We start from the raw sequence: 21,558 nt of genomic DNA, 5'->3' as shown, positions 1-21,558 counted from the left end.
CGAAAAGGACTAAAGTCCTTACAACAAACTTTCGGGGATTAACCTTCGATTAATTGCCAGAAACGATCGGACTCTGATATCGCTTGAAAGTCGCGATCGCTTTGTGCTTCTTGGCGATATTTCGGATTAATTCTAATCGCCTGTTCCAAGTTTTCTACTGCTGGTTTTACCTGTTCTTGCAATGCAAAACAGATAGCTTTGTTGTAGTAAGCTGGGGCATATTTTGGCTCAATTTTGGTAGCTTGAGTAAAGCTTTCTATTGCTTCTTGAGTTTTTTCCAATTTCAGCAACATTTCGCCTTTGTAATTCCAAGCTTTGTGAGATTCGGGATTTAGTTCGATCGCTTTTTCAAAAGCGGAAACTGCGTCTTCGTATCTTTCCAAAACTCCTAAAGCTAAACCTTGATTGATCCAAGCTACAGCATTATCAGGTTGTAAAGTGGTAGCTTGTTCAAATGATTTAAAAGCTTCTTCGTGTTGTTGCAATGTTCCTAAAGCGACTCCTCGATCGACCCAAGCTTCGTGATAATCTGGTTTAATTTCAATCGCTTTATCGTAAGCTGCGATCGCATCTTCATGGCGTTTCAGTTTGCCTAAAACCATGCCTTTTTGTAACCAAGCTTTGTAATTATTTTCGTCAACTTGGGTTACTTTATTAAAAATAGCTAATGCAGGTTCAAAGCGTCTTAATTCCTTCAAAGCTAAACCGCGATGATACAAACTGTCGGTATCTTCGGGATTAATTTCTAACACTTTATCAAAGGAAGCGATCGCTTGTTCGTACTTCTTCAACTCCCAATAAGCTAAACCTTTCTGATACCAAGCTTGAGTGTTATCAGTTGTGTATTCGATCGCGCGATCGTATTTAGAAATAGCTTCTTCATATTCACCTTCAGCGAACAAAGCATTACCTCGATCGAAGTAATCATCTGGTGATAAGAACAAGTCAGGATGATTAGCTTTCAATTTTTGGATTTGTTCGTTTAAAGTTTGCAGTTGGTGATGAGTTTCGGGGATTAGTGTTTGGGCGATCGCATCTGATGAAGTATCAGCTAATCTTTGCAAAATATGAGCTTTTTGCGTTGTTGCATCTGATTCAATTTCGCTCAGTTTGTGCGATACAGAATGTTCTGATTCTCCCAAATGCTGCATTACTTGTTCTTTTTTCGCTTGAATTTCTGTCTGGAATTGCGATACAAACTTAGCAGCTTCTTTCGCTAATTCTTCTAGATGACTTTGGCTAGATTCTTGTTGCTGTTTAACTGCTTTTTCCAGTTGAGATAATTGATTTTTTACTGCTGCATCTAATCTTTGTAAATTAGATTGACTAGCACTTTGTTGTTTTTGAATTTCCGCTTGTAACTGAGTTAACTGGTTTTTAATTTCGCCGTTTAATTGCGCTAAAACCTGTTGAGTTTCGGCTTGTTTGCTGGTAATTCCTGACTGTAATTTAGATAACTGATTTTTCACTTCTGTATCTAAACCTTGCAGACTTTGCAAAGTTTGTTCTTTGTTAGTGTCAATTCCCGATCGCCAATCTGCCACCTGTGCAGTAAACTCTTTTTCCAAACTTTGTAAATTCTGGAGAATCTGACCCATCTGCATTTGAATTTCGGACTTATAATTAGTCAATTCTCTAGTCATATCCCCAGTTAATTTTTCCATTAGCTGCATAGTTGAATCATGCAGTTCCTTAGCTTTTTGTTCTGCATTAGCTTGAATTGCCAAAATTTGGGGAGAAAATTCTGATTCTAATTGTTTGAGGTTTTGCAGAATGCGATCGCGTGACTGTTGCGTATCCGAATGTAACGCCGCTAATTGATTATCAAAATCCGTTTCCGCCTGTTGCAAATGTTGAATTGTTGTATCTTTTTGAGATTTAACATCTGTCTTCAATTGAGAAAGCAACGGCGCAAACTCAGCACTCAACTTTTGCAAATCTTGCGTCATTAAATCCCGTTGTTTCTGCACATCTGCCAACAAAATATTTAACTGAGCACCAAAATCAGTTTTGGATTTTTCTAGAGTATGAATTATCCCTTTCCCTTGTTCTTCAGTATCAGCTTTTACCTTCTCCAAATGGGGAGTTAATTCCCCAGCTAATCTTTCCAAACTTTCAATAGCTGAATTTCTTTGGTGTTGTGCGTCCGATCGCAATTCCACCAAATGCACCTTAAACTCATTACTAACTTCTACCAAAGCTAATTGAGCATCTTTAAGTTGCGTTTCCAATTCCTTTAAAGCTTGTTTTTTAGACTGGGACAACTCCGCCGAAATGTGCGATACATCTTCGTAGCGATCGTCAATTTCCTCTTGAAACTCATCAACTTGTTCGTTCAGCTTCTTCTCTAAATTCGCTGCAACTAACAGAATATTTTGTACTTCTTGACTAGCACTAGCCAATTTCAATTCTAAATCTTTCAACCCACTAAGATGTTCTTTAACAACAACTCCCACCTCTCGCAATACCGATCGCCGCAACAGGAAAATTGCCACCAAAGAAGCAGTCAAAAGTAAACCTAAAATAGCCAACAAAATATTAAATAACGTAGTCGTCCGACTGAAAGCAAGATTTGCCTCCGCTTGAACTTGTTGTTGAATGCGCCTTTCTTCTCTCAAACGTCTAAGTTCTTGTCGTTCCAAATTGCTAATTGCTGGGCTTGTAGGTGCAGTAGTTTGGGCGCTAGCAAGACCAAGAGAAAACAGTAAAGTAGAAAGAACGACACTGCTTTGCAGTATCAAGGCGAGGACTTTTGGATTCTTGCGCTTCATCGGGACTCCCTTTGCCTATCGATCAGGTGTAATTCACTAGATTACCAGTGACTTTATTCTAGGATACGGCAGAAGGCTGAGGGTTCGTTAACGGTTCGTTAACGGTGTGGTCAAAAGTAGTTGGTGGGTGCGATCGCTAATCTTAAGTATTCGAGATGGAATATTCTAAGAACACGCGATCATCTCCCAGGACGCTAGATTTAAATCATATTGAAAATACCCTGAGAATCATTTTGTCTCAAGCAGAAGAGACATTACCAACAATTACAGAGATAGCCAAACAGTTGAAAATTAATAGAATAGTTCTTTCAAGGCATTTTTCTGAATTATGCCACCAAATTGTCACGAAACGCCGTAATTATATGCGGATGAGCCACCTAGCTGCTATTGAGCAGTGTTGTCAAGAAATTAAAGAGGCGATGGTTTTGCCGCTCCGGTTTTCAGGCATAAGTTTGCCGGAGCGGTAAAAACAGACTTTAAATGACAGCCAATCTGTACCTCTTTTTCTTGTAAAGTATGGGCAGTACTGGACTCGAACCAGTGACATCCTGCTTGTAAGGCAGGCGCTCTACCAACTGAGCTAACCGCCCGTTTTTCACCCGCTTAACTACTATAACAGACTCTCAAAAAAATGCCAAGTGGTAGGACGCACGATCGCATAACTTTTTTTATTTTGCCTGTAGTGGCTGTTCTGACGTTCGGACAGACCCAAAGCGGTTCTCTCACCTTGCTAGTTTCTGGGGGTTTTTTGTTTGGCGGGCTGATGTTTGGGCCAGATTTAGATATTTACTCGCGCCAATTCCAGCGTTGGGGCTTTTTCCGCTGGATATGGATTCCTTATCAAAAAAGTCTGCGCCATAGGTCATTTTTATCACATGGGCCGATTATTGGGACGGCGTTGCGATCGCTCTACCTCGCCCTTTGGATTATCTTGTTAGGGGGACTGGTAATTGTCATTGCTGAGTTGTTTGGAGTCCAAACTAGTGACTGGAAAACTAGTACTAAATTAGCCTTAGCTTCTCTGTCAGAGCATAAAGCCGAAGGAATTGCGCTATTAGTGGGATTAGAATTAGGCGCAATGAGTCATTCTTTATCTGACTGGGGTGGTTCAGCGGTGAAGCGTTTTAAAAGTAGTCAGTCTCAAGCAGCTTTGTCACAGTCTTCTCGTGGGAAAAAGCGATCGGCTACTAAACTCCCCAAACAAAAAATAGAGAAACAAACCACGAAGACACGAAGAACACGAAGTAAAAGAAGCGGTTCGTAGTAGCGACTTCAGTCGTTCCCTCACCAAAGAGGAGGACTGAAGTCCCTACAACGGGCTTTTATTTGACAAATTGGGGCATAATTTCCGCGGCGGTAAATAAGCCGTAAATGCCTCTTTGATTTAGGGCTATTCCGGCTTTGAGATAACCGAAGGCGGGGCCGCAAACGTTGGCTGCCATGCTGGTTTCATCGCCTAAAGTGAAGGTATGGGTGGAGATTTTGCCTTCAAAGGTTCTACCTGTGATTTGAACGTTGGTGCTCAGGGGTTTTTTCGGGTTGCGGGTATCGACTACTCCGCCGACGGTGACGCGATCGCGCGGACAAATTCCCGCTAGTTCCAGCATAATATCGTCAGCGTGCTCCATATTTTCTAGAGCTAAAATGCCGTTAGTTCGATCCAATAATGCTTCGACTTCGGCATCGCTCATGGCTACTGCTTTCTCTACGTTGTAACCTGGAATATGGGCAATATCTTCGCGAATTGTCGCCCGATAAGCTTCCCAATTAGCAATTCCTACACCAAAGGTAATTTTTACTGAGTGAATCTCGGCATAACTTTGTGCTGCTAAGGCTGCTGCTGCGGTTAACAAACCTGGAGTTGCACCACATCCAGCCATGTAAGTAATTCCTGCGGCTTGTAAACTATCTTTTAATTGCAGCATTTGCTCAACTGCGCTGGTACGCTTGAGAGCATCTACCAAAACTCCGCGCCAACCAGATTTAATGATTTCCTGCACTACAGAAGCCATAAAAGTATTGGGTAGATTAGGTAAGGCGAGAAAGTACCCGTTTACATCTGCTTGGCTGATTAAGTCAGTAATGCTTTGGTTGCTTAAAGTACCGCCTGCTTCTATGTAACCGAGAGAACCTTGGGCTTGATAAGCGGTGATGCAGGTATCGGGATTTAAGCCTCTAGGGTCGTAAGCATAACCTTTTTTGTCCGCTGCTGCTACCCAAATCATTTCCTGCTTGGGCGCTAGTATTCTGGCTGCGGCTTGTCCTAACCCACCAAAACCCAGTACTCCTACACGAATTGGACTTGTGAGTTGTTGTAGATTCATCATTCTTAACCTTAAATTTAAAGACGATCTTTAATTATCGAACTATTTAGCCTAGCTCAGAGTTATTGAAAAATTTTATTAATATCTTGTTCGTTGTCTATGTTACAAATCTTATTGCATATTTAGTGTAGGTCTTTAAATAAAGACACTATATATAGGGGATAAACAAATGAGGGGGGCAACGACAGTACTAATAGGAAGAGAAGTATCAAGCTTTGTTAAGCTGTGAGGTCTGTCCGGGGGTATCTTGACTGCTGGGGCAAGTTAAGCGAAACTGACAAATAATTGAGGGATTAATCGCATAAATAATAAGTTGTGTTGCGCTTTGATTCGATTTGCCTATTTAGGTAAAGTGAGTTAAAGACAATATTGTTAGCATCTCGATCGAGAAGCTGCGATCGCACTTTATAAGTGCATCGCTGAGTTCAATGAGTATGTAGGTGACAACCAAGAGCATGGAAACACTAGAGTTTATCATTTATCCCGATGGGCGAGTAAAAGAAAAAGTTACTGGCATCGTAGGGAATTCCTGTGCTGAGGTTACTGCTGCGATTGAAGCTCAACTTGGACAAGTGCTTAGTCAGGAGGAAACTTCTGAATATTTTGCTCAAGTATTAGAACAATCAAACACAGCAACAACCCAGGCGACGTTTAGTGAATGGTAAGTTGTTTTTCCGAAAATTTTAGTTTGTTTTAATCATCAGAAACTATGTCACACTTTAGCCAAATTAAAACTCAACTCCGTAACCTTGCTTCCCTGGAAACTGCTTTGACAGATTTAGGGATTGATTGGAAACCAGGCCCTTGTCCAGTGCGTGGTTATCGCGGTCAAAGTATTAATGCTGAGATTGCGATCGAACAGGAAAATGGTTACGACATTGGCTTTAGATGGAATGGCAACGAATATGAATTAGTTGCCGACTTACAGTATTGGCAGCAACCTATCACTGTAGATCGATTTTTAAATAAAATCACTCAGCGTTATGCTTTCCAAACTGTGTTGAGTGAAACCGCTAAGCAAGGTTTCCAAGTTGCCGAACAACAAAAAAATGAAGATGGTTCGATTCGCTTAGTAGTACAACGTTGGAGGGGCTAATGTCCGACTTTTCTCCCGGTTTAGGAGATAATGACGGCGTAGCTCGATCGGGTCTAGAACCAGAGTTAGGTGGTTTTTTAAGAGATGAACCCGAACGCTCTGGTTTTGAGCCAGAACTTGGTGGTTCAGTCCGGCAAAAGGGTGTTTATGTAGATGAAGTTACCTGCATCGGTTGTAAGCATTGTGCTCACGTTGCCCGTAATACCTTCTATATAGAACCTGATTATGGTCGATCGCGAGTGGTGCGACAGGATGGCGACTCGGAAGAGTTGGTTCAAGAAGCAATTGATACCTGTCCTGTCGATTGTATCCACTGGGTAGACTACACAGAGTTGAAAAAACTGGAAGCAGAACGCCAATACCAGGTTATTCCAATGGTAGGGTTCCCAGTAGATCCGGCAATGGTTACAGCCAAAAGCCGTCAACAAAAGCGCAGGTCAAAAAAGCACTAAACTTTGTTTCTCCTGCTTTCTTGGTTGCAGAATATAGTAATTAGGGCTGTTTTGAGCAGCCTTTTTTGTTGAAAGCAGAAGGCAGAGGAGAAGAAAGGGGGAAGGGGGAAAGTTTTCCTATTGCCAGCAGCTTTTTAGGAATTTGGTATAAGATATTTTTGGAAATAGTAAAGTCTAAAATCTAAACTCTAAAATCCAAAATCTAAAATCAAATGGGTATTAGTTTTGAAATGCGAGTTTCTGTACCGGAAGATGTTTTAATTCGGGAATTGGATGGGGAGTCAGTGATTCTAAATCTGAAGAGCGAACGTTACTTTGGTTTGGATCGGGTGGGGACTCGGATCTGGGAGGTGCTTTCTAGTTCGGAAACGATCGCCGCAGCCTATCAAACTCTACTATCAGAATATAATGTAGTTCCTGAGAAGCTAGAAACTGATTTGTCTAATTTGCTCGAACAACTGGTACAGCATGGGTTAATTAATGTTAGCAATTAATAGTTGGCGTAAGTTAAAATCACTTTCTTGGTCAGAACTGATATTGCTGATCCAGGCATTTTTGTTACTGCCATTGGTAGCTTTTGGGATTAAATGTTTTGGGTTTAGACGGTTGTATGAGAAAATTGCTAATTTTAGCTTTAGTCAAACTCAGGTAGAAAAAAAAGATGGTATTAAGCAAGCTAGGGCGATCGCTAAAATCATAGAAGTTGCTAGCAGATATGGATTATACAAACCTAATTGTTTACAGAAATCTTTGCTGCTTTGGTGGTTATTGCAGCAGCGAAATATAGTAACTGAATTGCGAATTGGGGTGAGGAAAAAAGCAGAAGTTTTAGAAGCTCATGCTTGGGTAGAATATCAAGGTTGTGTTTTGAACGATCGCAGCGATGTTGACCAAGTTTTTGCACCTTTTGCTGGGGCAATTCTGCCAGTTGAGGTAAAAACATTATGAGTGGTATTGTGGGAATTATTAACCGCAATGAAACCGCAATTGACCGGGATTTGTTGCAGCAAATGACCGAATTTATGAGCGATCGGGGGCCAGATGCTCAAGAAATTTGGCTGGATGGCAATGTGGGTTTTGGTCATACAATGCTGCAAACTACTAGAGAGTCTTTAGAGGAAAAACAACCTTTTAGTTTAGATGGGAAAGTTTGGATTACTGCTGATGCTAGAGTTGATGGTCGAAGCGAGTTAATTGAAAAGTTAAGGATTAAAGATAACATTACCGATGTAGAATTGATTCTGCGTGCTTATTTGGTTTGGGGGGAAGATTGCGTTCAATATTTGTTAGGTGATTTTGCTTTTGGGATTTGGGATGAACGAGAGCAAAAGTTATTTTGTGCTAGAGATCATTTCGGGGTAAAACCTTTTTATTATGCGGAAGTTGGGCAGAGTTTAATTTTTAGTAATACGCTGAATTGTTTGCGAGTTCATCCGGGGGTGTCGGATGAGTTGAATGATTTGGCGATCGCAGATTTTTTACTATTTGGTTATAATCAAGAACTGGCGACAACTAGTTTTGCAGATATCCAACGTTTACCGCCAGCGCATTACTTGATTTGGTCACGGGAAAGACTACAAATTAAACGTTACTGGACATTGCCCACTGATGGTTATATTCGCTATAAACGAGCAAGTGATTATGTAGAACATTTCCGAGAATTGATGGAAAGGGCGGTGAGCGATCGACTTCGCACCAATCAAGTTGGAACGTTCATGAGTGGAGGAATGGACTCCTCAACTGTGGCAGCGGTGGCAAAAGAAGTATTGTTAAAACAATCTCAATCTTTTGATTTTAGAGCTTATACTGTTGTTTATGATAGGTTAATTCCCGATCGCGAACGTTACTATTCAGGATTAGTAGCCGAAAAATTGGACATTCCAATTAACTACTTAATTGCTGATAATTACAAACTTTTTGAGCGTTGGGAACAACCCGAACTGCATCTACCCGAACCAAGTTTGGCTCCTCTTTTAGCCCTTTCTAGGGATCAATTCCGACAAGTAGCCACACAAAGCCGAATTGTGCTTGATGGTAACGGAGGCGATCCAGTTCTCTATGGTTCAAGTTCCTACTTTTTTATGTTGCTCAAGCAACTACAATTAGTTGAATTAGTAACAACTGTGGGGCAGTATTTCTGGTTTCACAAACGTTTCCCTCCCATTGGGTTACGCACTCAACTAAAGCGAAAGTTAGGAATGTGGCATCCTTGGCAACCTCCCTATCCGCAATGGCTTAACCCTGAATTTGCTAAGCATTTAGATTTATCTAGTCGTTGGGAAAAGCACTATTGCCAAAAGGAAACGGTGCATCCATATCGTCAAGAAGCTTACCAAACTTTAATGTTACCTACCTGGACATTATTGTTTGAAAGTTGCGATCCGGGAGTAACATTAATACCTGTGGAGGCTCGATATCCATTTTTCGATTTACGGTTGATTAATTACTTGTTGGCAATTCCCCCGATACCTTGGTTTATTCATAAACATTTGACAAGGGTAGCGATGCAGGGAATTTTGCCGGAAGCTGTAGTCAAACGTCCCAAAACACCTTTAGCTGGCGATCCTTTTGCGGTACTTTTAAAACAATCGAATTCAGAATGGATAGATCGGTGGAAAATAACACCAGAGATGTCTAAATATGTGGTTCGAGATGCTGTACCCAAAATTGCGGAAAAGGAGGATTATAGTAATGAAGTTTGGCTAAATTTGCGTCCCTTAAGTTTGGCTCATTGGTTACAACAACTAAAACCTGTCAAAATGAAATCAGTAACGGAGGATTATTATGAAATCTCATCAGGAAAACTTCACTAAAAAAGACTATTCCAGCCCTAAATTAGTTTGCTATGGTGACATTCGCCAACTGACTAGGGGAGGACAAGACGCACCTGCTTTTGATAGTCCTAGAACAAATCCACCTGTGGCTGGTAGAAGTTCTGGTGGTACTTAATTAAAACTTAATTAATAGACTTATTGTGGCGTTTTTTTATTGTGCCTTTGGGTTGTATTTAAGCTGCAATCAACCCATTCCTGGCTTAGTTGCTTTACCTGTTAATTTGCGGAAAGATGTGCAGGTATATTTGGGTTTTTTGCCGCCTTGGTTGAAGCAATTCCCGGAAGAAGAGCAGCAAGTGTGGTCTGTGAGTCAGTACAAAGATGAGCACGATCGACCTATTCTTAAAGTTTGGTTATTAGCTGATGGTGCTTATTTCCGATTGCTTTATCACGATCGCACAGAGTTTATTATCGATCGAAAAGGTAGCGAAGTTTGGGCAGTTTGGTCTGATTCTTCAAGTTTAGAGGATACTGCTACTTATTTGTTAGGGCCAATTTTAGGTTCTATTTTGCGGTTGCGAAATGTGGTTTGTTTGCACGCTAGTGCTGTGGCGGTTGGGGATAAATGTTTTGCGATCGCAGGTGCTTCAGGTGCAGGAAAATCGACTACGGCGGCGGCTTTTGCTGAAGCTGGATTGCCGATTTTATCTGATGATATAGTGAGTTTATGGGAGCAGGAAAAAAGTTTTTTGGTGCAACCTGCTTATCCGAGATTGCGTTTATGGTCTAGTTCGGTGCAAACTTTATATGGTAAGTCGGATGTTTTGCCTTGTTTAACACCAAATTGGGATAAACGCTATTTAGATTTAACTCAGCAAGGTTATAAATTTCAGCAACAAGCGTTACCTTTGGGTGCTATTTATATTTTGAACAGTCGTACAAATAACCCAACTGCACCTTTTATAAATACTGTTCCGGCTCATCAAAGTTTAATTAAGTTGTTGGCAAATACTTATGCTACTAGTTTTTTAGATAAACAGTTACGCGCTCAAGAGTTCGATGTATTAGGAAGAGTTGCCGCTAATCTGCCAGTAAAGTTAGTAACTCCCCACACAGATAGTAAATTTTTGGGTAAACTTTGCGATTTAATCTGGGAAGATTTTCAAAGTATCGATCGTTGATTTAATCAATCTAAAATCAAATGGCTAGTAACTGGAAAGTTTTCCGGCAAAAATTAGGTAATAGTTGGAGTCAGTTGCCTTATTTGGGGCGATCGCTCACTTTAGTTTGGCAAGCTGCGAAAAAATGGACAATTGTTTGGGCAAGTTTGTTAATTATTCAGGGTTTATTACCAGTTGCTACTGTTTATTTAACTCGGCAATTAGTTAATAGTTTGGTAGCTGCTTTAGATGTTGGTGTTTCCAGGGAAAATGTAATTCCAATTTTAATTTTAGTTGCGTTAATGGGGGGAGTTTTATTATTAACGCAAGTTTTGGGAAGTTTTTTAAATTGGGTGCGTGTTGTTCAGTCGGAATTAGTTAAGGATTATATTAGTGCTTTGATTCATAAAAAGTCGATGGAAGTTGATTTTGCTTTTTATGAATCTGCGGAATATTTCGATCGCCTACACCGCGCCAGACAAGATGCCTTTTTTCGTCCAACTGCGTTATTAGAAAATAGCGGAAGTTTGGTACAAAATGGTATTACTTTAATGGCAATGGCAGCAGTTTTAACTCAATTTGGTGTTTGGATACCTGCGGCTTTATTAATTAGTACTTTACCCGCTTTTGCCGTAATTTTAAATTACAGTAAACAGAATTATAACTGGTGGATGAAAGCAACTGCTGATGAAAGACGTAGTTGGTATTATTATTGGTTATTAACCGAAAAAGATTCAGCAGCGGAATTAAGGATTTTTGAATTAGGCGATTATTTTCAATCTGCTTATCAGAGTGTACGGCGTAAGTTACGATCGGAAAAAGTTAAGTTAGCAAAGAATGAAAGTTTAGCGAATTTGGGTGCTGGTGCGATCGCTCTTTTAATTACCGCCATTGCTTTAACTTGGATGCTCTGGCAAGTATTACTAAAACGGCTAACTTTAGGAGATTTAGCCTTATTTTACCAAGCTTTTAACCAAGGTCAAACATTAATGCGAAACTTGCTGCAAAACTTAGGTCAAGTTTACAGCAATATGCTATTTTTAGGCAATCTTTTCGAGTTTTTAGACTTATCGCCTCAAGTAATAGATCCTCCGACACCAAAGTTAGCACCCACAAACTTAAACCAAGAAATTAAATTTGAAAACCTTTCTTTCTGGTATCCAGGTAGCAACAAAGCCGCTTTAGAAAATTTTAATTTAACTATTCCATCGGGAAAGATTGTGGCAATTGTCGGCGCAAATGGTGCGGGTAAAAGTACCTTATTAAAACTGCTTTGTCGCTTGTACGATCCGCAACAAGGAAGAATAACTTGGGATGGAATTGACTTCCGCGATCTGTCAATTCAAAACTTACGAAGATTGATTACTGTTTTATTTCAAAAACCAGTTGATTATAATGCTTCTGTTGCTGAAAATATTGCTTTGGGTGACTTGTTAGCTATTGCTAAATTGCCAGAAATAAGTAATGCTGCTGAAGCTGCGGGAGCAGCAGAAATTATCGATCGTTTACCTGAAAATTACCACACACTTTTGGGTAAATTATTTACAGGTGGTGTGGAACTTAGCGGTGGTGAATGGCAAAGAATTGCTTTAGCAAGGGCTTTTCTCCGTCAGGCTCCTTTAATTATTTTAGATGAGCCAACTAGCGCAATGGATTCTTGGGCGGAAGCAGATTGGTTAGAACGTTTTTGTCAATTAGCTAACGGAAGAACCGCGATTATTATTACTCATCGCTTTACTATTGCTAGACGTGCTGACATCATTCATGTTATGTCAGATGGTGAAATTGTCGAATCGGGGTGTCATGATGAGCTATTAGCTCTTGGATGTCGATATGCTCGATCGTGGAAAACTCAAATGCAGGTAAATTAAAAATTAATGAAAAATCTAAATGCCGAACTTAAAACTTCTTTAGCTATCAGTTCTCCGCCTTTAATCACTTTAATTTTACGGGGAAGATGGGATAAAACGGCTTTACAAGTGGCGCGAGAAATAGTAATAAATACTGATTTTGAGTGGGATAATTTCAGGAGATTTGTAGATAATGAATCTTTGACTCCGCTGCTTTATCGAATTTTGCGAAATGAAGATTGGTTGCCGGAAAATATACAAACGGAATGGCGAAATGCCTATTATAAAAATGCTTGCCGCAATACTTTGTTACTACGAGAATTGGGTAAGGTTTTGCAAAGTTTGGCTGATGTGGGAGTAGATGTAATTGTTCTTAAAGGTGCAGCTTTGGCGGAAAAAGTTTATGGTGATATTGCTGCTAGACAGATGGTAGATTTGGATTTACTAATTAAACCGGAAGATTTAGCAATTGTTAGACAAGTTGTGGCGAATTTGGGTTATAAACTTGCGGGTGTGGAAATGCAATCTGGGTTTAATGAAGAGTTTCGCAATGAGGAAATTCATTGGAAGCAGGGATTAATAAATGTGGTTTTAGATTTGCATTGGAAATTAGTTAGTCCTGCTTATTATCAACGGACTTTTTTAACTGATTGGTTTTGGGAAACGGCAATAAAAACTAAAATTAGTGGTTCTCCGGCTTTGATTTTAGGTAATGAGGCGCAAATTGTTTATTTATCTGCTCATTTAATGTTGCATCATGGGGGAAATAGTTTGCTTTGGTTCCATGATATTGCTGAGGCGATCGCTTTTTCCCCTACAGCAATCGATTGGGATTTAGTTATTAAGAAGGCACAAACTTACAATTTAGTATTATCAGTTCAACAAGTTTTGTTGCGGATAGCTGATGAATGGAAAGTGGAAATTCCGGGAAAAGTGCGATCGCAATTAGCTATTTTAAAACCATCTTGGGCAGAAGTTAGAGCCTATTCTTGGCAAAATCAAATAATGGCTTTACGTTTATTTGATGATTTAGCAGGTGCAAAAGATTGGCTAACTCGTTTACATATTGCTTGGGATACATTATTTCCCAGTCGCGCTTATATGCAGCATCGTTACCAAATTCCTCATCCTTTATTAATTCCTTTTTATTATCCCTATCGTTGGTTACGAGGTTTAAGAAAAGTTTCTAGTTAATTTTTTTTCTAAGTTTGTTGTTAAGACTTAGGGTATCATCCCATTATTAACGAGTAGGGTGCGTCAGACGGTAAAGCCTATGTAGAACGGAAAATATCTAAATCTGACGCACCCTACAATATGACTTTTAAATGCGTAACAGCTTACTCCCGGACTTTAGTCGTTTTCTTTAAGCTGAGTAGGACTAAAGTCCCTACAACAAACGAGATTAAGATTACTTGAGTGGGTGGTGTTCTGTTAATATTTTTTCTACTCTGGCTTCATCGATTCTGGCTGTTAGTTTTGTGGCTTCATGATTGTCTCTTGTGGTTTTAGCTAAGGTAAATGTGGAACCGATCGAAAATAGTAAACCCATCCCCATATAACCTTTTACCCAATTGTTAACTGGTAAATAAATTATCCCGATTGTGGTTGCGGAAAGAGAAAGAATAAAGGAAAGCCAAACTTGAATAATCCAAGCGGTTGTATCTTTTTGATTGTTAATTGGTTGTTGCATAATATCTCCTCTAATTATGATGAAAATTTCGCTTAATCTGCTATTATTTAGATCCTGTAATTAGTTTGTGACATGAATAGATTTGCAGTGACAGTTTGTTAACTGGATGTAATAAAGCAGAACTTATTAACAGTAAATCAAGGTTTTATCAGCTAACTTGCTGCTAAAAATTGGGACAGTTCTATAACTGACACAGGAATCAAGAATTTCTTAGTTATTTGTTGCGAAAAACATATTTTTGTAAAGAAAAGCAATTTCTTGTAGATAATTTTGGAGAAGAGAGGCGATCGCACCAAATTCATTTTACTAATAAGGTATTTTCTCCTAAGTAATTATGAGGAAAATTGTCTTACACTATATAGTAGTCTGTCTTTTGGTTGCAAATATGATTACTTACTTAGGCAACCTGGGTAGTGGGCAACAAGTTTACGTTGAAAATCAGGGAACGCAAACTATAGTCACACTTTTCAGCAGTACTCCAGGACAACAACAAAGTCAAAGCAACAGTTTTTCAACAGGTTCTTGGGTACAACCGCCAGCTTTGTTTCGCACTGCATCTGGCGTAGTTTTGCAAATTCAAACTCAATCAGGGAATCATTTTGTGCGTTTACAAACTAGTGGAATGAGTAGCTTAAATGAAACTCCTTCTTTGAGTAATGCAGAAAATATTCCCCTGCAACAAACCGAGAAAAATCCTGCACCAACAATGCCACCGATGCAACCAATTTCACCCATGAAACCAATGGAACCTATGAAACCAATGGAACCGATGCGAATGGGTGATATGGAAATGCAAATGTCGCCAAGAATGCAAATGCGAATGGGAAATATGGAGTTACAAATGCCGCCGATGGGAACAGAAACTCCAGCAAAAGGTAGCTTTTGTACGCAGTGTGGTAATCAACTAAGTGCAGAAGATAAATTTTGTGGGAAATGCGGTCATCAAGTTAGATAGGTTGGATACATTCTGGGCGATCGTTTTTTGGATTGTTCACCTCCGTACTCACAGGATAAAAAATCATTTTTTCGCTGGGATAAGGTTGTAACAATTCGGTTTTTCCCCTTTCTGGATCTAACCATTTTTCGTAGTCTTGGGAGTCAATGATTACTGGCATTCGATCGTGAATTGAACTCATTAATTCATTGGCTTCTGTGGTAATAATTGTACAGGTTTCTACTGGTTCACCCTCCCCTTTTTCCCAATGTGACCACAAACCCGCAAAAGCAAAAGGTTCGCCATTTTCCAAGCGGAAATAAAAAGGTTGTTTTTTGCCGTTTTCGGTGTGCCACTCATAAAAACCGTCAGCTAAAATTAAACAGCGCCGCTTTTTAAAAGAGGCTCGAAATGCTGGTTTTTCGGCAACTGTTTCGGCTCTAGCGTTAATTAATTTGGCTCCCATTTTCGCATCTTTCGCCCAACTGGGAATTAACCCCCAACGTAACATTTTAAATTGGCGTTCCAAGGTTTCTGAATTTACGAAAATTGTTGCTACTTGTTGAGTTGGCGCAATGTTATATCTGGGAGAAAGGGGAGAAACTTCTTTAACTTGAAACTTGTCAGCTATGGTTTCAGCTAATTGGGTAAAACTGTATCTGCCACACATAAAATTTGGGTAATTGCTATGTATAAATTATACGAGTTTTTCTCTTCCGGCAACTGCTACAAAGTCCGACTTTTGTTGAATCAATTAGATATTGCTTTTGAAAGAATAGAAATTGACATTCTGCAAGGGGAAAGCCGAAATCCTGACTTTTTAAGCAAAAATCCTAATGGAAGAATTCCCGTTTTAGAAACGGAAACCGGACAGTTTTTAGCAGAATCAAATGCCATCCTGTTTTACTTGAGCGAGGGGACTAATTTTTTGCCAACTGACTCTTTTGAAAAAGCACAAGTGCTGCAATGGTTATTTTTTGAACAGTACAGCCACGAACCTTATATTGCTACTTCTCGATATTGGATTTCTATCTTAGGAAAAGCGGCAGAATACCGGGAAGCACTCAAGCAGAAAAAAGCTGGGGGCGAGGCTGCATTAAGAGTAATGGAAAGGCATTTAACTGAACATAAATTTTTTGTTGGTGAACGTTATACTATTGCTGATATTGCTTTGTTTGCTTATACTCATGTAGCTGATGAAGGAGGTTTTGATTTAGCGGAATTTCCGGCTATTCAAGATTGGATCGAGCGAGTCCAAGAACAACCAAAACATATCGGCATCACACAACAATTATAGCAAAATAATTTTAGGAATCGGTGTCTATTTCTACTAGCTTGGTTCTTGAGGATAGACCTGATTTAATGGTAATTTGAGATTGGGAAACGTTAAACTTTTTTGCCAAGAGTTTAATTAATTCTTCATTGGCTTTACCGTCAACTGGTGGGGATTTTAAATGTACGATTAGGCTACCATCAGCCTGTTCTTGAATGTTTTGCTGTTTAGAGTTTGGTTTAACTTTAACTTGTTTTTTCATTATTGTTTCCTTTCTGCCACAGTTGACGCAACCACAACCAACCGAGAAAACTACCTATTAAGTAGTAAATAAAGTCTTGCCAGTCAAATTGGGTTCCTAGTGTCAGTCTGCCTAAAAAGGTGTAGCGGAATCCTTCTAAAAATGGCGGTTTCCACAGTTGGAGAATTTCTATTATACTAGTAAATATAAAAACCCAAAAGGGAATTTGTTTGATTGCTGAATGAGTGGTGAAGAAGAAAAAGAGTATTAAACACCAAAAAATTTGGTAGAAAATATCTCCAGCATAATTGTTAACCCAAAATTGAGCAGGGCCACTATAAATTTTAGTGAGTAAACCTAATGGAGTAATAATTAGTAGCGAAATTAAAGTTAAGCGGCGGATTTTGCTTTTGTTATAAGTCAATTTTTTACCTCTCTAAGTGAATCTAGACAAGCAAAAACCTATCTGATTTATATCTTATCACTCAGATAGGTGTGGATTTTGAGAGGCAAATTCTAATGATTGAATTGGAAAATTTTTTATGATTGATTACGATCGCCATACCCAATCACAGCTATTTTGTGGCGATATACCAATTCTCCACCGTACCAGCCAGAAAGACCGAGCAATAATGCCACAATAATCGAAATAACTAATCCTGTGGGTACGATCGAGCCAGCGAAATTTCCCCAGCGCAATCCTAAGTTAACAATTGTTAGGGTTAAAGCCACAATGTTGAGGATCATGTGTGCCCAACCTGCGCTATGACTGCGGACTTTTCGGATGCCAAAAAAGTCCATTAATCCTGTAGCTGCTGCTAGCAAACCAGTTAATATTCCCGCAGCTATTAGCCAAAAAGAACCTCTTGCCCAAAACAAATCTTTGGTGAATAAATAGACTAGATCGCAGACTGGCACTGCAACTAAAAAGGCAATTGGTAAAGTGACAATTACCGGATGTAGGGGATGTCCTGCGATCGCTACTGTACTCGTAACACCAGTATCTTGATAGTCTGATTGATGGCTTTCAATTAGTGGAGGAAGATTTGGAGTTTGTGTCATATTTCTCTAAAGTTGTTTGGTTTGCCTAATTTTAGGTTTTCGCTATTTGAGTATCTGAAGTTGCTTTTGCAAGACAGAATATCTCAGTTAAAAACTTTCTGAGGGTAGTTTTTTTGAGTTGTATATATCACGAATCTTACAGCTTAAATCTATATGATTAGGGGGAAAACTGTATCTATCTCACGAAATAGATGATAGAGAGATTTTATCTATCTCTCAGTAGAATGCGATCGAAGATTAGAGTTTTTGATGATTTACATATTAGATGTGTTCTGAAAAACATTAGAATTATTTATTGTTAATCAAGATTAGAGGTTAAAGAGAATTTAATTAGTTTTAACTCCGTCAAAAGAGAGATGAAATTGCTGTCTTGCCATTGCAGGATCAAAATAGGTTAGTTTGACAATTTTGAGAGAATAAACACAGAGGAGAACAATATGGTATCGACTCTTGACGACACCAAACGTACTGCTATTGCTACTAAATTAGCAGATATGAAAGCTATCCAAAACTTAATAATCAGCAATGAGCAAATGCTGCTGAATGCTTGTGGAGATCAAGAAATATGCAACCGAGTTCGGGATATGCTGAATGATGACCAGAAAAATCTGGGCGTATTAGATACAGTAATTGTGCAATACGGTGTCAAAGCAGAGCCGAAAAAAACCACACAAGAACTGGTGGAGAAAACTCAGAAAATGATGCAAGGTTCTGAGTTAACTCTTTATGAAAAGTTTGCCCAACATGAACTTTTGAAACACGCTCAAGTATCAAAAGGATTGTTAGTTCATAAAGCAGCACAAGTTGTTGGTGCTGATATTGAAGCAGCAATTACTCCTTTAAATACGATCAATTTTGAAAATCGCGCACACCAAGAACAATTGAAAGGTATTTTAGAAATTTTGGGCGTGCGGGAACTGACTGGAAAAGATCCCGATCAAGGTATTTGGGCGCGAGTTCAAGATGCGATCGCTGCTTTCTCTGGTGTTGCTGGTAGCGTGCTCACCCAAAATTCTGGGATGTCTGATATGACAATTGAGCAAATTATTCGCATGGATCATGCTAAAGCTAACACCTTGTTTATGGAAATTGACGGCGCAAAAGATCCCCAAAAAGCGCAAGAATACTTTGGTCAACTTTACAAAGATTTGATCGCCCACGCTAAGGCGGAAGAACAAGTTGTTTACCCAGCAATACGTCCTTATTACCAAAAAACAGAAGACTTGTATCAAGAGCAAGCTGAGCAAGAAAAAATGCTCAATCAAATTAAGTCAATGAGTCCAGCTTCACCTGCTTTCAAAGATCAAGTTAAGCAGTTAAAAGACATGACTCAGCATCACATTAATCAGGAAGAAAATGAAATGTTCCCGAAAATTCGGGATAATTTCAGCAACGAACAACAGCAGCGGATGGCAAGTGAATTCAAATCTGCTAAGAGCAAATTGCAAGACCAAATGGCGGCAATGAAATAATTCGATCGAGCTACACAACAAGTAAACTAAATCTAGGCGGCTTAATCTATGAGCCCCTAGATTTTTCTGTCGTTTTGTCATTAGTCATTTGTAGTAATTTTCAGATATTTATTTTCCCTATTTAGCATTTTTGATCAATCGAGAGAAGGATGAATTAAGTTGAGCTTCTATGACATTCTCATGGTATGGACTAGTTCCATAATTAACGAGAAAGGAAACACAACATGGTTAAGAGTTTAGATGATGTAAAACGTTCTGCTATTGCTATGGAATTGGCAGATATGGCAGAAATTCAAAAGTTGCTGATTGCTAATGAGCAAAAATTTATTTCCGAAATTTCCGATCCTGATGTTCGCGATCGCTTCCAAAAAATGCTAGCTGACGATCGGAAGAATATGGGAGTTATAGAAACTGCAATGGTGCAGTATGGTGTGAAAGCGGAACCTCGCGATGTCACCAAGAAAATGACTCAACAAGTTCAGCAATTAATGTCTGGATCGGACTTAAAATTGTTTCAGAAAGTAGGACAGCACGAACTTTTAAAACATAAGCAAGTAATGGCTGGGTTGTTAATTCACAAATGCTCTCAAGTTGTGGGTGCTGATGTGGCAATGGCGATCGGTCCTTTAAACGCTGTTAACTTTGAAAATCGCGCTCATCAAGAACAACTCAAAGGAATTATTGAGCTTCTTGGTACTCGCGAATTAACTGGAAAAGAACCCGAACAAGGACTTTGGGGAAGAGTACAAGATGCCGTCGCCGCTTTATCAGGTGTATTTGGTAGCGCCGTTACCCAAAACTCTGATAAACAAGACATGGACATCCGCGATTTAATCAGATTAGATCACAATAAGGTGAATACAATTTACACCGAAATGGGTGCAACTGAGGATGTTTCCAAACTACAAGAATTATTCGGTCAAATGTACAAAGATCTTTTGGCTCACGCCAAAGCCGAAGAACAAGTAGTTTATCCAAAAATTCGCTCTTTCTACGGTAACGACGACACCCAAGAACTGTTTGATGAACAAGCAGAAATGGAAAAAAGATTGAATGAAATTAAGTCGATCGATCCTTCTAACTCTCAGTTCAAAGAGAAAATTAAACAGTTGATGGATATCATCGGCGATCATATTCGCCAGGAAGAAAGTACAATGTTCGCTTCAATTGGTAAAAACCTGAGTGAAAAAGAGCGCGAACAATTAGCTACTGAATTCAAATCAGCTAAGAGCAAGATTCAAGATAAAATGGCTGCTTCCATGAAGAAGTAATTAGTCGCTCTTTATAACAATTTGATTTCCCACCATTTAATAAGTGGTGGGTTTTTTCTGAATAATTTCGTAGGGTGCGTCAGAATATTTAATCTAGTTTAAATTGCCTAAAATTTTCCTGTCTGAAGCATCTGACAAACTAATTATAATAAATGGTGCGTTACGCTTTCGCTAACGCACCCTACGGATAGAGAGATTGAGTTTGATAATTAGTTTAAGAGTTGACGACTACGCCACCGTTGGGATGTAAGATTTGTCCAGACATATAAGAAGAGTCATCTGATGCTAAAAAGACGTAGCAGGGAGCGACTTCTTCTGGTTGTCCAGCACGTTGCATGGGTACTTGTTTGCCAAAACTAGCAACTTGTTCTTCCGGGAAAGTAGCGGGAATTAAAGGTGTCCAAATTGGGCCAGGTGCAACACCGTTAACGCGAATTTTCTTTTCAGCTAGGGATTGAGAAAGCGATCGCGTAAAGGCAACAATCGCTCCTTTAGTAGAGGAATAGTCTAGCAATTTTTCATTACCTTTATAAGCGGTAACGGAAGTAGTGTTAATGATAGTGCTGCCTTCTTTCATGTGTTTGATTGCAGCTTTGGATAGGTAAAACATTGAGAAAATGTTGGTGCGAAAAGTGCGCTCCAACTGTTCAGCAGTAATATCTTCTATGCTGGGTTGAGGATGTTGTTCAGCAGCATTATTAACCAGAATGTCGAGTTTTCCTAACTCATCAACTGTCTTTTGTACTGCTGCTTGGCAAAAGCTTTCGTCGCCGACATCACCAGCTAAAGTAATGCACTTACGACCTTCTTGTTCTACTAATCTTTTTGTTTCTTTAGCGTCGTTGTGTTCATTTAAATAGGCGATCGCCACATCTGCGCCTTCCTTAGCAAAAAAAATCGCCACTGCGCGACCAATTCCACTATCACCACCAGTAATTAAAGCTACCTTATCCCTTAACTTTCCACTACCCTGATATTTAGCATCATCAGATTTAGGTTGCGGAGTCATTTTTGACTCAATCCCAGGTTGTTGTTCCTGATGTTGAGGTGGTTGTAATTGTTCCTTCGTTGGCATAATATTCTCCTAGAGAACCTTCAAAAATTTGCAGCCCAAATTGACAGCAACCCAAAATTAGAATTGCATATTGAAACTTCGGAAATAATTAGAATTCAGACTAATCCAAATAG

General features: G+C 39.3%; 24 protein-coding genes and 1 tRNA gene. 16 read left to right on the top strand and 9 right to left on the bottom strand.

Going from position 1 to position 21,558, the window contains the following annotated elements; genetic code table 11:
* Positions 1–38 precede the first annotated feature (38 nt).
* Entirely contained in the window at positions 39–2,771 is a 2,733-nt protein-coding gene (locus ACE1B6_RS12215; protein ID WP_413257507.1) for a tetratricopeptide repeat protein, read from the bottom strand.
* Positions 2,772–3,004: 233 nt separating this feature from the next.
* On the opposite strand from ACE1B6_RS12215, the gene ACE1B6_RS12210 reads away from it, so the two are divergent.
* Complete coding sequence (locus ACE1B6_RS12210) at positions 3,005–3,238, top strand: hypothetical protein (protein ID WP_413257506.1); 234 nt, start codon at positions 3,005–3,007, stop codon at positions 3,236–3,238.
* 50 nt (positions 3,239–3,288) lie between these two features.
* Here the strand turns inward: ACE1B6_RS12210 and ACE1B6_RS12205 are convergent.
* Positions 3,289–3,361: transfer RNA gene (locus ACE1B6_RS12205), tRNA-Val, on the bottom strand.
* 41 nt (positions 3,362–3,402) lie between these two features.
* On the opposite strand from ACE1B6_RS12205, the gene ACE1B6_RS12200 reads away from it, so the two are divergent.
* Positions 3,403–4,035: a metal-binding protein gene (locus ACE1B6_RS12200; RefSeq protein ID WP_413257505.1), complete on the top strand. Its 633-nt coding sequence runs from the start codon at positions 3,403–3,405 to the stop codon at positions 4,033–4,035.
* Positions 4,036–4,093: 58 nt separating this feature from the next.
* Here ACE1B6_RS12200 and bioU read toward each other — a convergent pair whose 3' ends face one another.
* The gene (gene bioU / locus ACE1B6_RS12195; RefSeq protein ID WP_413257504.1) at positions 4,094–5,098 is read right to left on the bottom strand and encodes a (S)-8-amino-7-oxononanoate synthase BioU; all 1,005 of its coding nucleotides are present in this window, start codon (positions 5,096–5,098) and stop codon (positions 4,094–4,096) included.
* A gap of 452 nt (positions 5,099–5,550) precedes the next feature.
* On the opposite strand from bioU, the gene ACE1B6_RS12190 reads away from it, so the two are divergent.
* The 10 genes from ACE1B6_RS12190 (at position 5,551) to ACE1B6_RS12145 (ending at position 13,621) form a co-directional block, all read left to right on the top strand.
* On the top strand, positions 5,551–5,760 hold the full coding sequence (locus ACE1B6_RS12190) for a DUF2997 domain-containing protein (RefSeq protein ID WP_413257503.1): 210 nt from the start codon (positions 5,551–5,553) through the stop codon (positions 5,758–5,760).
* A 44-nt stretch (positions 5,761–5,804) separates the two neighbouring features.
* Positions 5,805–6,191 (top strand): DUF1257 domain-containing protein, encoded by a 387-nt coding sequence (locus ACE1B6_RS12185; protein ID WP_413257502.1) that lies wholly within the window; start codon positions 5,805–5,807, stop codon positions 6,189–6,191.
* Positions 6,191–6,643 (top strand): ferredoxin, encoded by a 453-nt coding sequence (locus ACE1B6_RS12180; protein ID WP_413257501.1) that lies wholly within the window; start codon positions 6,191–6,193, stop codon positions 6,641–6,643. The genes ACE1B6_RS12185 and ACE1B6_RS12180 overlap by 1 nt, the downstream gene beginning before the upstream one ends.
* A gap of 212 nt (positions 6,644–6,855) precedes the next feature.
* A complete protein-coding gene (locus ACE1B6_RS12175; protein WP_413257500.1) occupies positions 6,856–7,137 on the top strand; it encodes a PqqD family protein in 282 nt (93 codons plus the stop codon).
* Positions 7,124–7,591 (top strand): lasso peptide biosynthesis B2 protein, encoded by a 468-nt coding sequence (locus tag ACE1B6_RS12170; protein ID WP_413257499.1) that lies wholly within the window; start codon positions 7,124–7,126, stop codon positions 7,589–7,591. The genes ACE1B6_RS12175 and ACE1B6_RS12170 overlap by 14 nt, the downstream gene beginning before the upstream one ends.
* Positions 7,588–9,456 carry an asparagine synthase-related protein gene (locus ACE1B6_RS12165; protein WP_413257498.1) on the top strand — a complete coding sequence of 623 codons (1,869 nt, stop codon included), beginning with the start codon at positions 7,588–7,590 and terminating at the stop codon, positions 9,454–9,456. Before ACE1B6_RS12170 ends, ACE1B6_RS12165 begins: the two co-directional genes overlap by 4 nt.
* The gene (locus tag ACE1B6_RS12160) at positions 9,428–9,592 is read left to right on the top strand and encodes a hypothetical protein (protein ID WP_413257497.1); all 165 of its coding nucleotides are present in this window, start codon (positions 9,428–9,430) and stop codon (positions 9,590–9,592) included. Before ACE1B6_RS12165 ends, ACE1B6_RS12160 begins: the two co-directional genes overlap by 29 nt.
* 25 nt (positions 9,593–9,617) lie before the next feature.
* On the top strand, positions 9,618–10,598 hold the full coding sequence (locus tag ACE1B6_RS12155) for a hypothetical protein (RefSeq protein WP_413257496.1): 981 nt from the start codon (positions 9,618–9,620) through the stop codon (positions 10,596–10,598).
* A gap of 20 nt (positions 10,599–10,618) precedes the next feature.
* Positions 10,619–12,448, top strand: a complete 1,830-nt coding sequence (locus ACE1B6_RS12150) for an ABC transporter ATP-binding protein (protein WP_413257495.1) — start codon at positions 10,619–10,621, stop codon at positions 12,446–12,448.
* Positions 12,449–12,454: 6 nt separating this feature from the next.
* Complete coding sequence (locus ACE1B6_RS12145) at positions 12,455–13,621, top strand: nucleotidyltransferase domain-containing protein (RefSeq protein WP_413257494.1); 1,167 nt, start codon at positions 12,455–12,457, stop codon at positions 13,619–13,621.
* Positions 13,622–13,835: 214 nt separating this feature from the next.
* On the opposite strand, the gene ACE1B6_RS12140 is transcribed toward ACE1B6_RS12145, so the two are convergent.
* A complete protein-coding gene (locus tag ACE1B6_RS12140; protein ID WP_413257493.1) occupies positions 13,836–14,117 on the bottom strand; it encodes a YiaA/YiaB family inner membrane protein in 282 nt (93 codons plus the stop codon).
* Positions 14,118–14,502: 385 nt separating this feature from the next.
* On the opposite strand from ACE1B6_RS12140, the gene ACE1B6_RS12135 reads away from it, so the two are divergent.
* Positions 14,503–15,072: a zinc ribbon domain-containing protein gene (locus tag ACE1B6_RS12135; protein WP_413257492.1), complete on the top strand. Its 570-nt coding sequence runs from the start codon at positions 14,503–14,505 to the stop codon at positions 15,070–15,072.
* Here the strand turns inward: ACE1B6_RS12135 and ACE1B6_RS12130 are convergent.
* Positions 15,065–15,721, bottom strand: coding sequence for an SOS response-associated peptidase (locus tag ACE1B6_RS12130; protein WP_413257491.1), 657 nt, complete (start codon positions 15,719–15,721; stop codon positions 15,065–15,067). The genes ACE1B6_RS12135 and ACE1B6_RS12130 overlap by 8 nt on opposite strands.
* 18 nt (positions 15,722–15,739) lie before the next feature.
* Between ACE1B6_RS12130 and ACE1B6_RS12125 the strand changes: the two genes are divergently transcribed.
* Positions 15,740–16,348, top strand: a complete 609-nt coding sequence (locus ACE1B6_RS12125) for a glutathione S-transferase family protein (protein ID WP_413257490.1) — start codon at positions 15,740–15,742, stop codon at positions 16,346–16,348.
* A gap of 10 nt (positions 16,349–16,358) precedes the next feature.
* Here ACE1B6_RS12125 and ACE1B6_RS12120 read toward each other — a convergent pair whose 3' ends face one another.
* The 3 genes from ACE1B6_RS12120 to ACE1B6_RS12110 form a co-directional block, all read right to left on the bottom strand.
* A complete protein-coding gene (locus ACE1B6_RS12120) occupies positions 16,359–16,586 on the bottom strand; it encodes a DUF167 domain-containing protein (protein WP_413257489.1) in 228 nt (75 codons plus the stop codon).
* A complete protein-coding gene (locus ACE1B6_RS12115) occupies positions 16,570–16,989 on the bottom strand; it encodes a ribosomal maturation YjgA family protein (protein WP_413257488.1) in 420 nt (139 codons plus the stop codon). The genes ACE1B6_RS12120 and ACE1B6_RS12115 overlap by 17 nt, the downstream gene beginning before the upstream one ends.
* Before the next feature lie 116 nt (positions 16,990–17,105).
* Positions 17,106–17,627: a DUF2231 domain-containing protein gene (locus ACE1B6_RS12110; protein ID WP_413257487.1), complete on the bottom strand. Its 522-nt coding sequence runs from the start codon at positions 17,625–17,627 to the stop codon at positions 17,106–17,108.
* 437 nt (positions 17,628–18,064) lie between these two features.
* Between ACE1B6_RS12110 and ACE1B6_RS12105 the strand changes: the two genes are divergently transcribed.
* On the top strand, positions 18,065–19,099 hold the full coding sequence (locus ACE1B6_RS12105; RefSeq protein ID WP_413257486.1) for a hemerythrin domain-containing protein: 1,035 nt from the start codon (positions 18,065–18,067) through the stop codon (positions 19,097–19,099).
* Between the two features lie 224 nt (positions 19,100–19,323).
* Positions 19,324–20,370: a hemerythrin domain-containing protein gene (locus ACE1B6_RS12100; RefSeq protein ID WP_413257485.1), complete on the top strand. Its 1,047-nt coding sequence runs from the start codon at positions 19,324–19,326 to the stop codon at positions 20,368–20,370.
* A gap of 214 nt (positions 20,371–20,584) precedes the next feature.
* Here ACE1B6_RS12100 and ACE1B6_RS12095 read toward each other — a convergent pair whose 3' ends face one another.
* The gene (locus ACE1B6_RS12095; protein WP_413257484.1) at positions 20,585–21,445 is read right to left on the bottom strand and encodes an SDR family oxidoreductase; all 861 of its coding nucleotides are present in this window, start codon (positions 21,443–21,445) and stop codon (positions 20,585–20,587) included.
* Positions 21,446–21,558: the final 113 nt, after the last annotated feature.

This window comes from Floridaenema fluviatile BLCC-F154 (assembly GCF_041929135.1).
GTDB classification, from domain to species: Bacteria; Cyanobacteriota; Cyanobacteriia; order Cyanobacteriales; family Aerosakkonemataceae; genus Floridanema; species Floridanema fluviatile.
The sequence above is the reverse complement of the archived record's forward strand: the minus strand, read 5'-3'. Positions and strand labels throughout refer to the sequence as shown.

Coding starts and splice junctions, on each gene's coding strand:
- ACE1B6_RS12215 (WP_413257507.1), bottom strand. CDS start 2,771: ATGAAGCGCAAGAATCCAAAAGTCCTCGCCTTGATACTGCAAAGCAGT.
- ACE1B6_RS12200 (WP_413257505.1), top strand. CDS start 3,403: ATGCCAAGTGGTAGGACGCACGATCGCATAACTTTTTTTATTTTGCCT.
- bioU (WP_413257504.1), bottom strand. CDS start 5,098: ATGATGAATCTACAACAACTCACAAGTCCAATTCGTGTAGGAGTACTG.
- ACE1B6_RS12190 (WP_413257503.1), top strand. CDS start 5,551: ATGGAAACACTAGAGTTTATCATTTATCCCGATGGGCGAGTAAAAGAA.
- ACE1B6_RS12185 (WP_413257502.1), top strand. CDS start 5,805: ATGTCACACTTTAGCCAAATTAAAACTCAACTCCGTAACCTTGCTTCC.
- ACE1B6_RS12180 (WP_413257501.1), top strand. CDS start 6,191: ATGTCCGACTTTTCTCCCGGTTTAGGAGATAATGACGGCGTAGCTCGA.
- ACE1B6_RS12175 (WP_413257500.1), top strand. CDS start 6,856: ATGGGTATTAGTTTTGAAATGCGAGTTTCTGTACCGGAAGATGTTTTA.
- ACE1B6_RS12170 (WP_413257499.1), top strand. CDS start 7,124: ATGTTAGCAATTAATAGTTGGCGTAAGTTAAAATCACTTTCTTGGTCA.
- ACE1B6_RS12165 (WP_413257498.1), top strand. CDS start 7,588: ATGAGTGGTATTGTGGGAATTATTAACCGCAATGAAACCGCAATTGAC.
- ACE1B6_RS12160 (WP_413257497.1), top strand. CDS start 9,428: ATGAAATCTCATCAGGAAAACTTCACTAAAAAAGACTATTCCAGCCCT.
- ACE1B6_RS12150 (WP_413257495.1), top strand. CDS start 10,619: ATGGCTAGTAACTGGAAAGTTTTCCGGCAAAAATTAGGTAATAGTTGG.
- ACE1B6_RS12145 (WP_413257494.1), top strand. CDS start 12,455: ATGAAAAATCTAAATGCCGAACTTAAAACTTCTTTAGCTATCAGTTCT.
- ACE1B6_RS12140 (WP_413257493.1), bottom strand. CDS start 14,117: ATGCAACAACCAATTAACAATCAAAAAGATACAACCGCTTGGATTATT.
- ACE1B6_RS12135 (WP_413257492.1), top strand. CDS start 14,503: ATGATTACTTACTTAGGCAACCTGGGTAGTGGGCAACAAGTTTACGTT.
- ACE1B6_RS12130 (WP_413257491.1), bottom strand. CDS start 15,721: ATGTGTGGCAGATACAGTTTTACCCAATTAGCTGAAACCATAGCTGAC.
- ACE1B6_RS12125 (WP_413257490.1), top strand. CDS start 15,740: ATGTATAAATTATACGAGTTTTTCTCTTCCGGCAACTGCTACAAAGTC.
- ACE1B6_RS12120 (WP_413257489.1), bottom strand. CDS start 16,586: ATGAAAAAACAAGTTAAAGTTAAACCAAACTCTAAACAGCAAAACATT.
- ACE1B6_RS12110 (WP_413257487.1), bottom strand. CDS start 17,627: ATGACACAAACTCCAAATCTTCCTCCACTAATTGAAAGCCATCAATCA.
- ACE1B6_RS12105 (WP_413257486.1), top strand. CDS start 18,065: ATGGTATCGACTCTTGACGACACCAAACGTACTGCTATTGCTACTAAA.
- ACE1B6_RS12100 (WP_413257485.1), top strand. CDS start 19,324: ATGGTTAAGAGTTTAGATGATGTAAAACGTTCTGCTATTGCTATGGAA.
- ACE1B6_RS12095 (WP_413257484.1), bottom strand. CDS start 21,445: ATGCCAACGAAGGAACAATTACAACCACCTCAACATCAGGAACAACAA.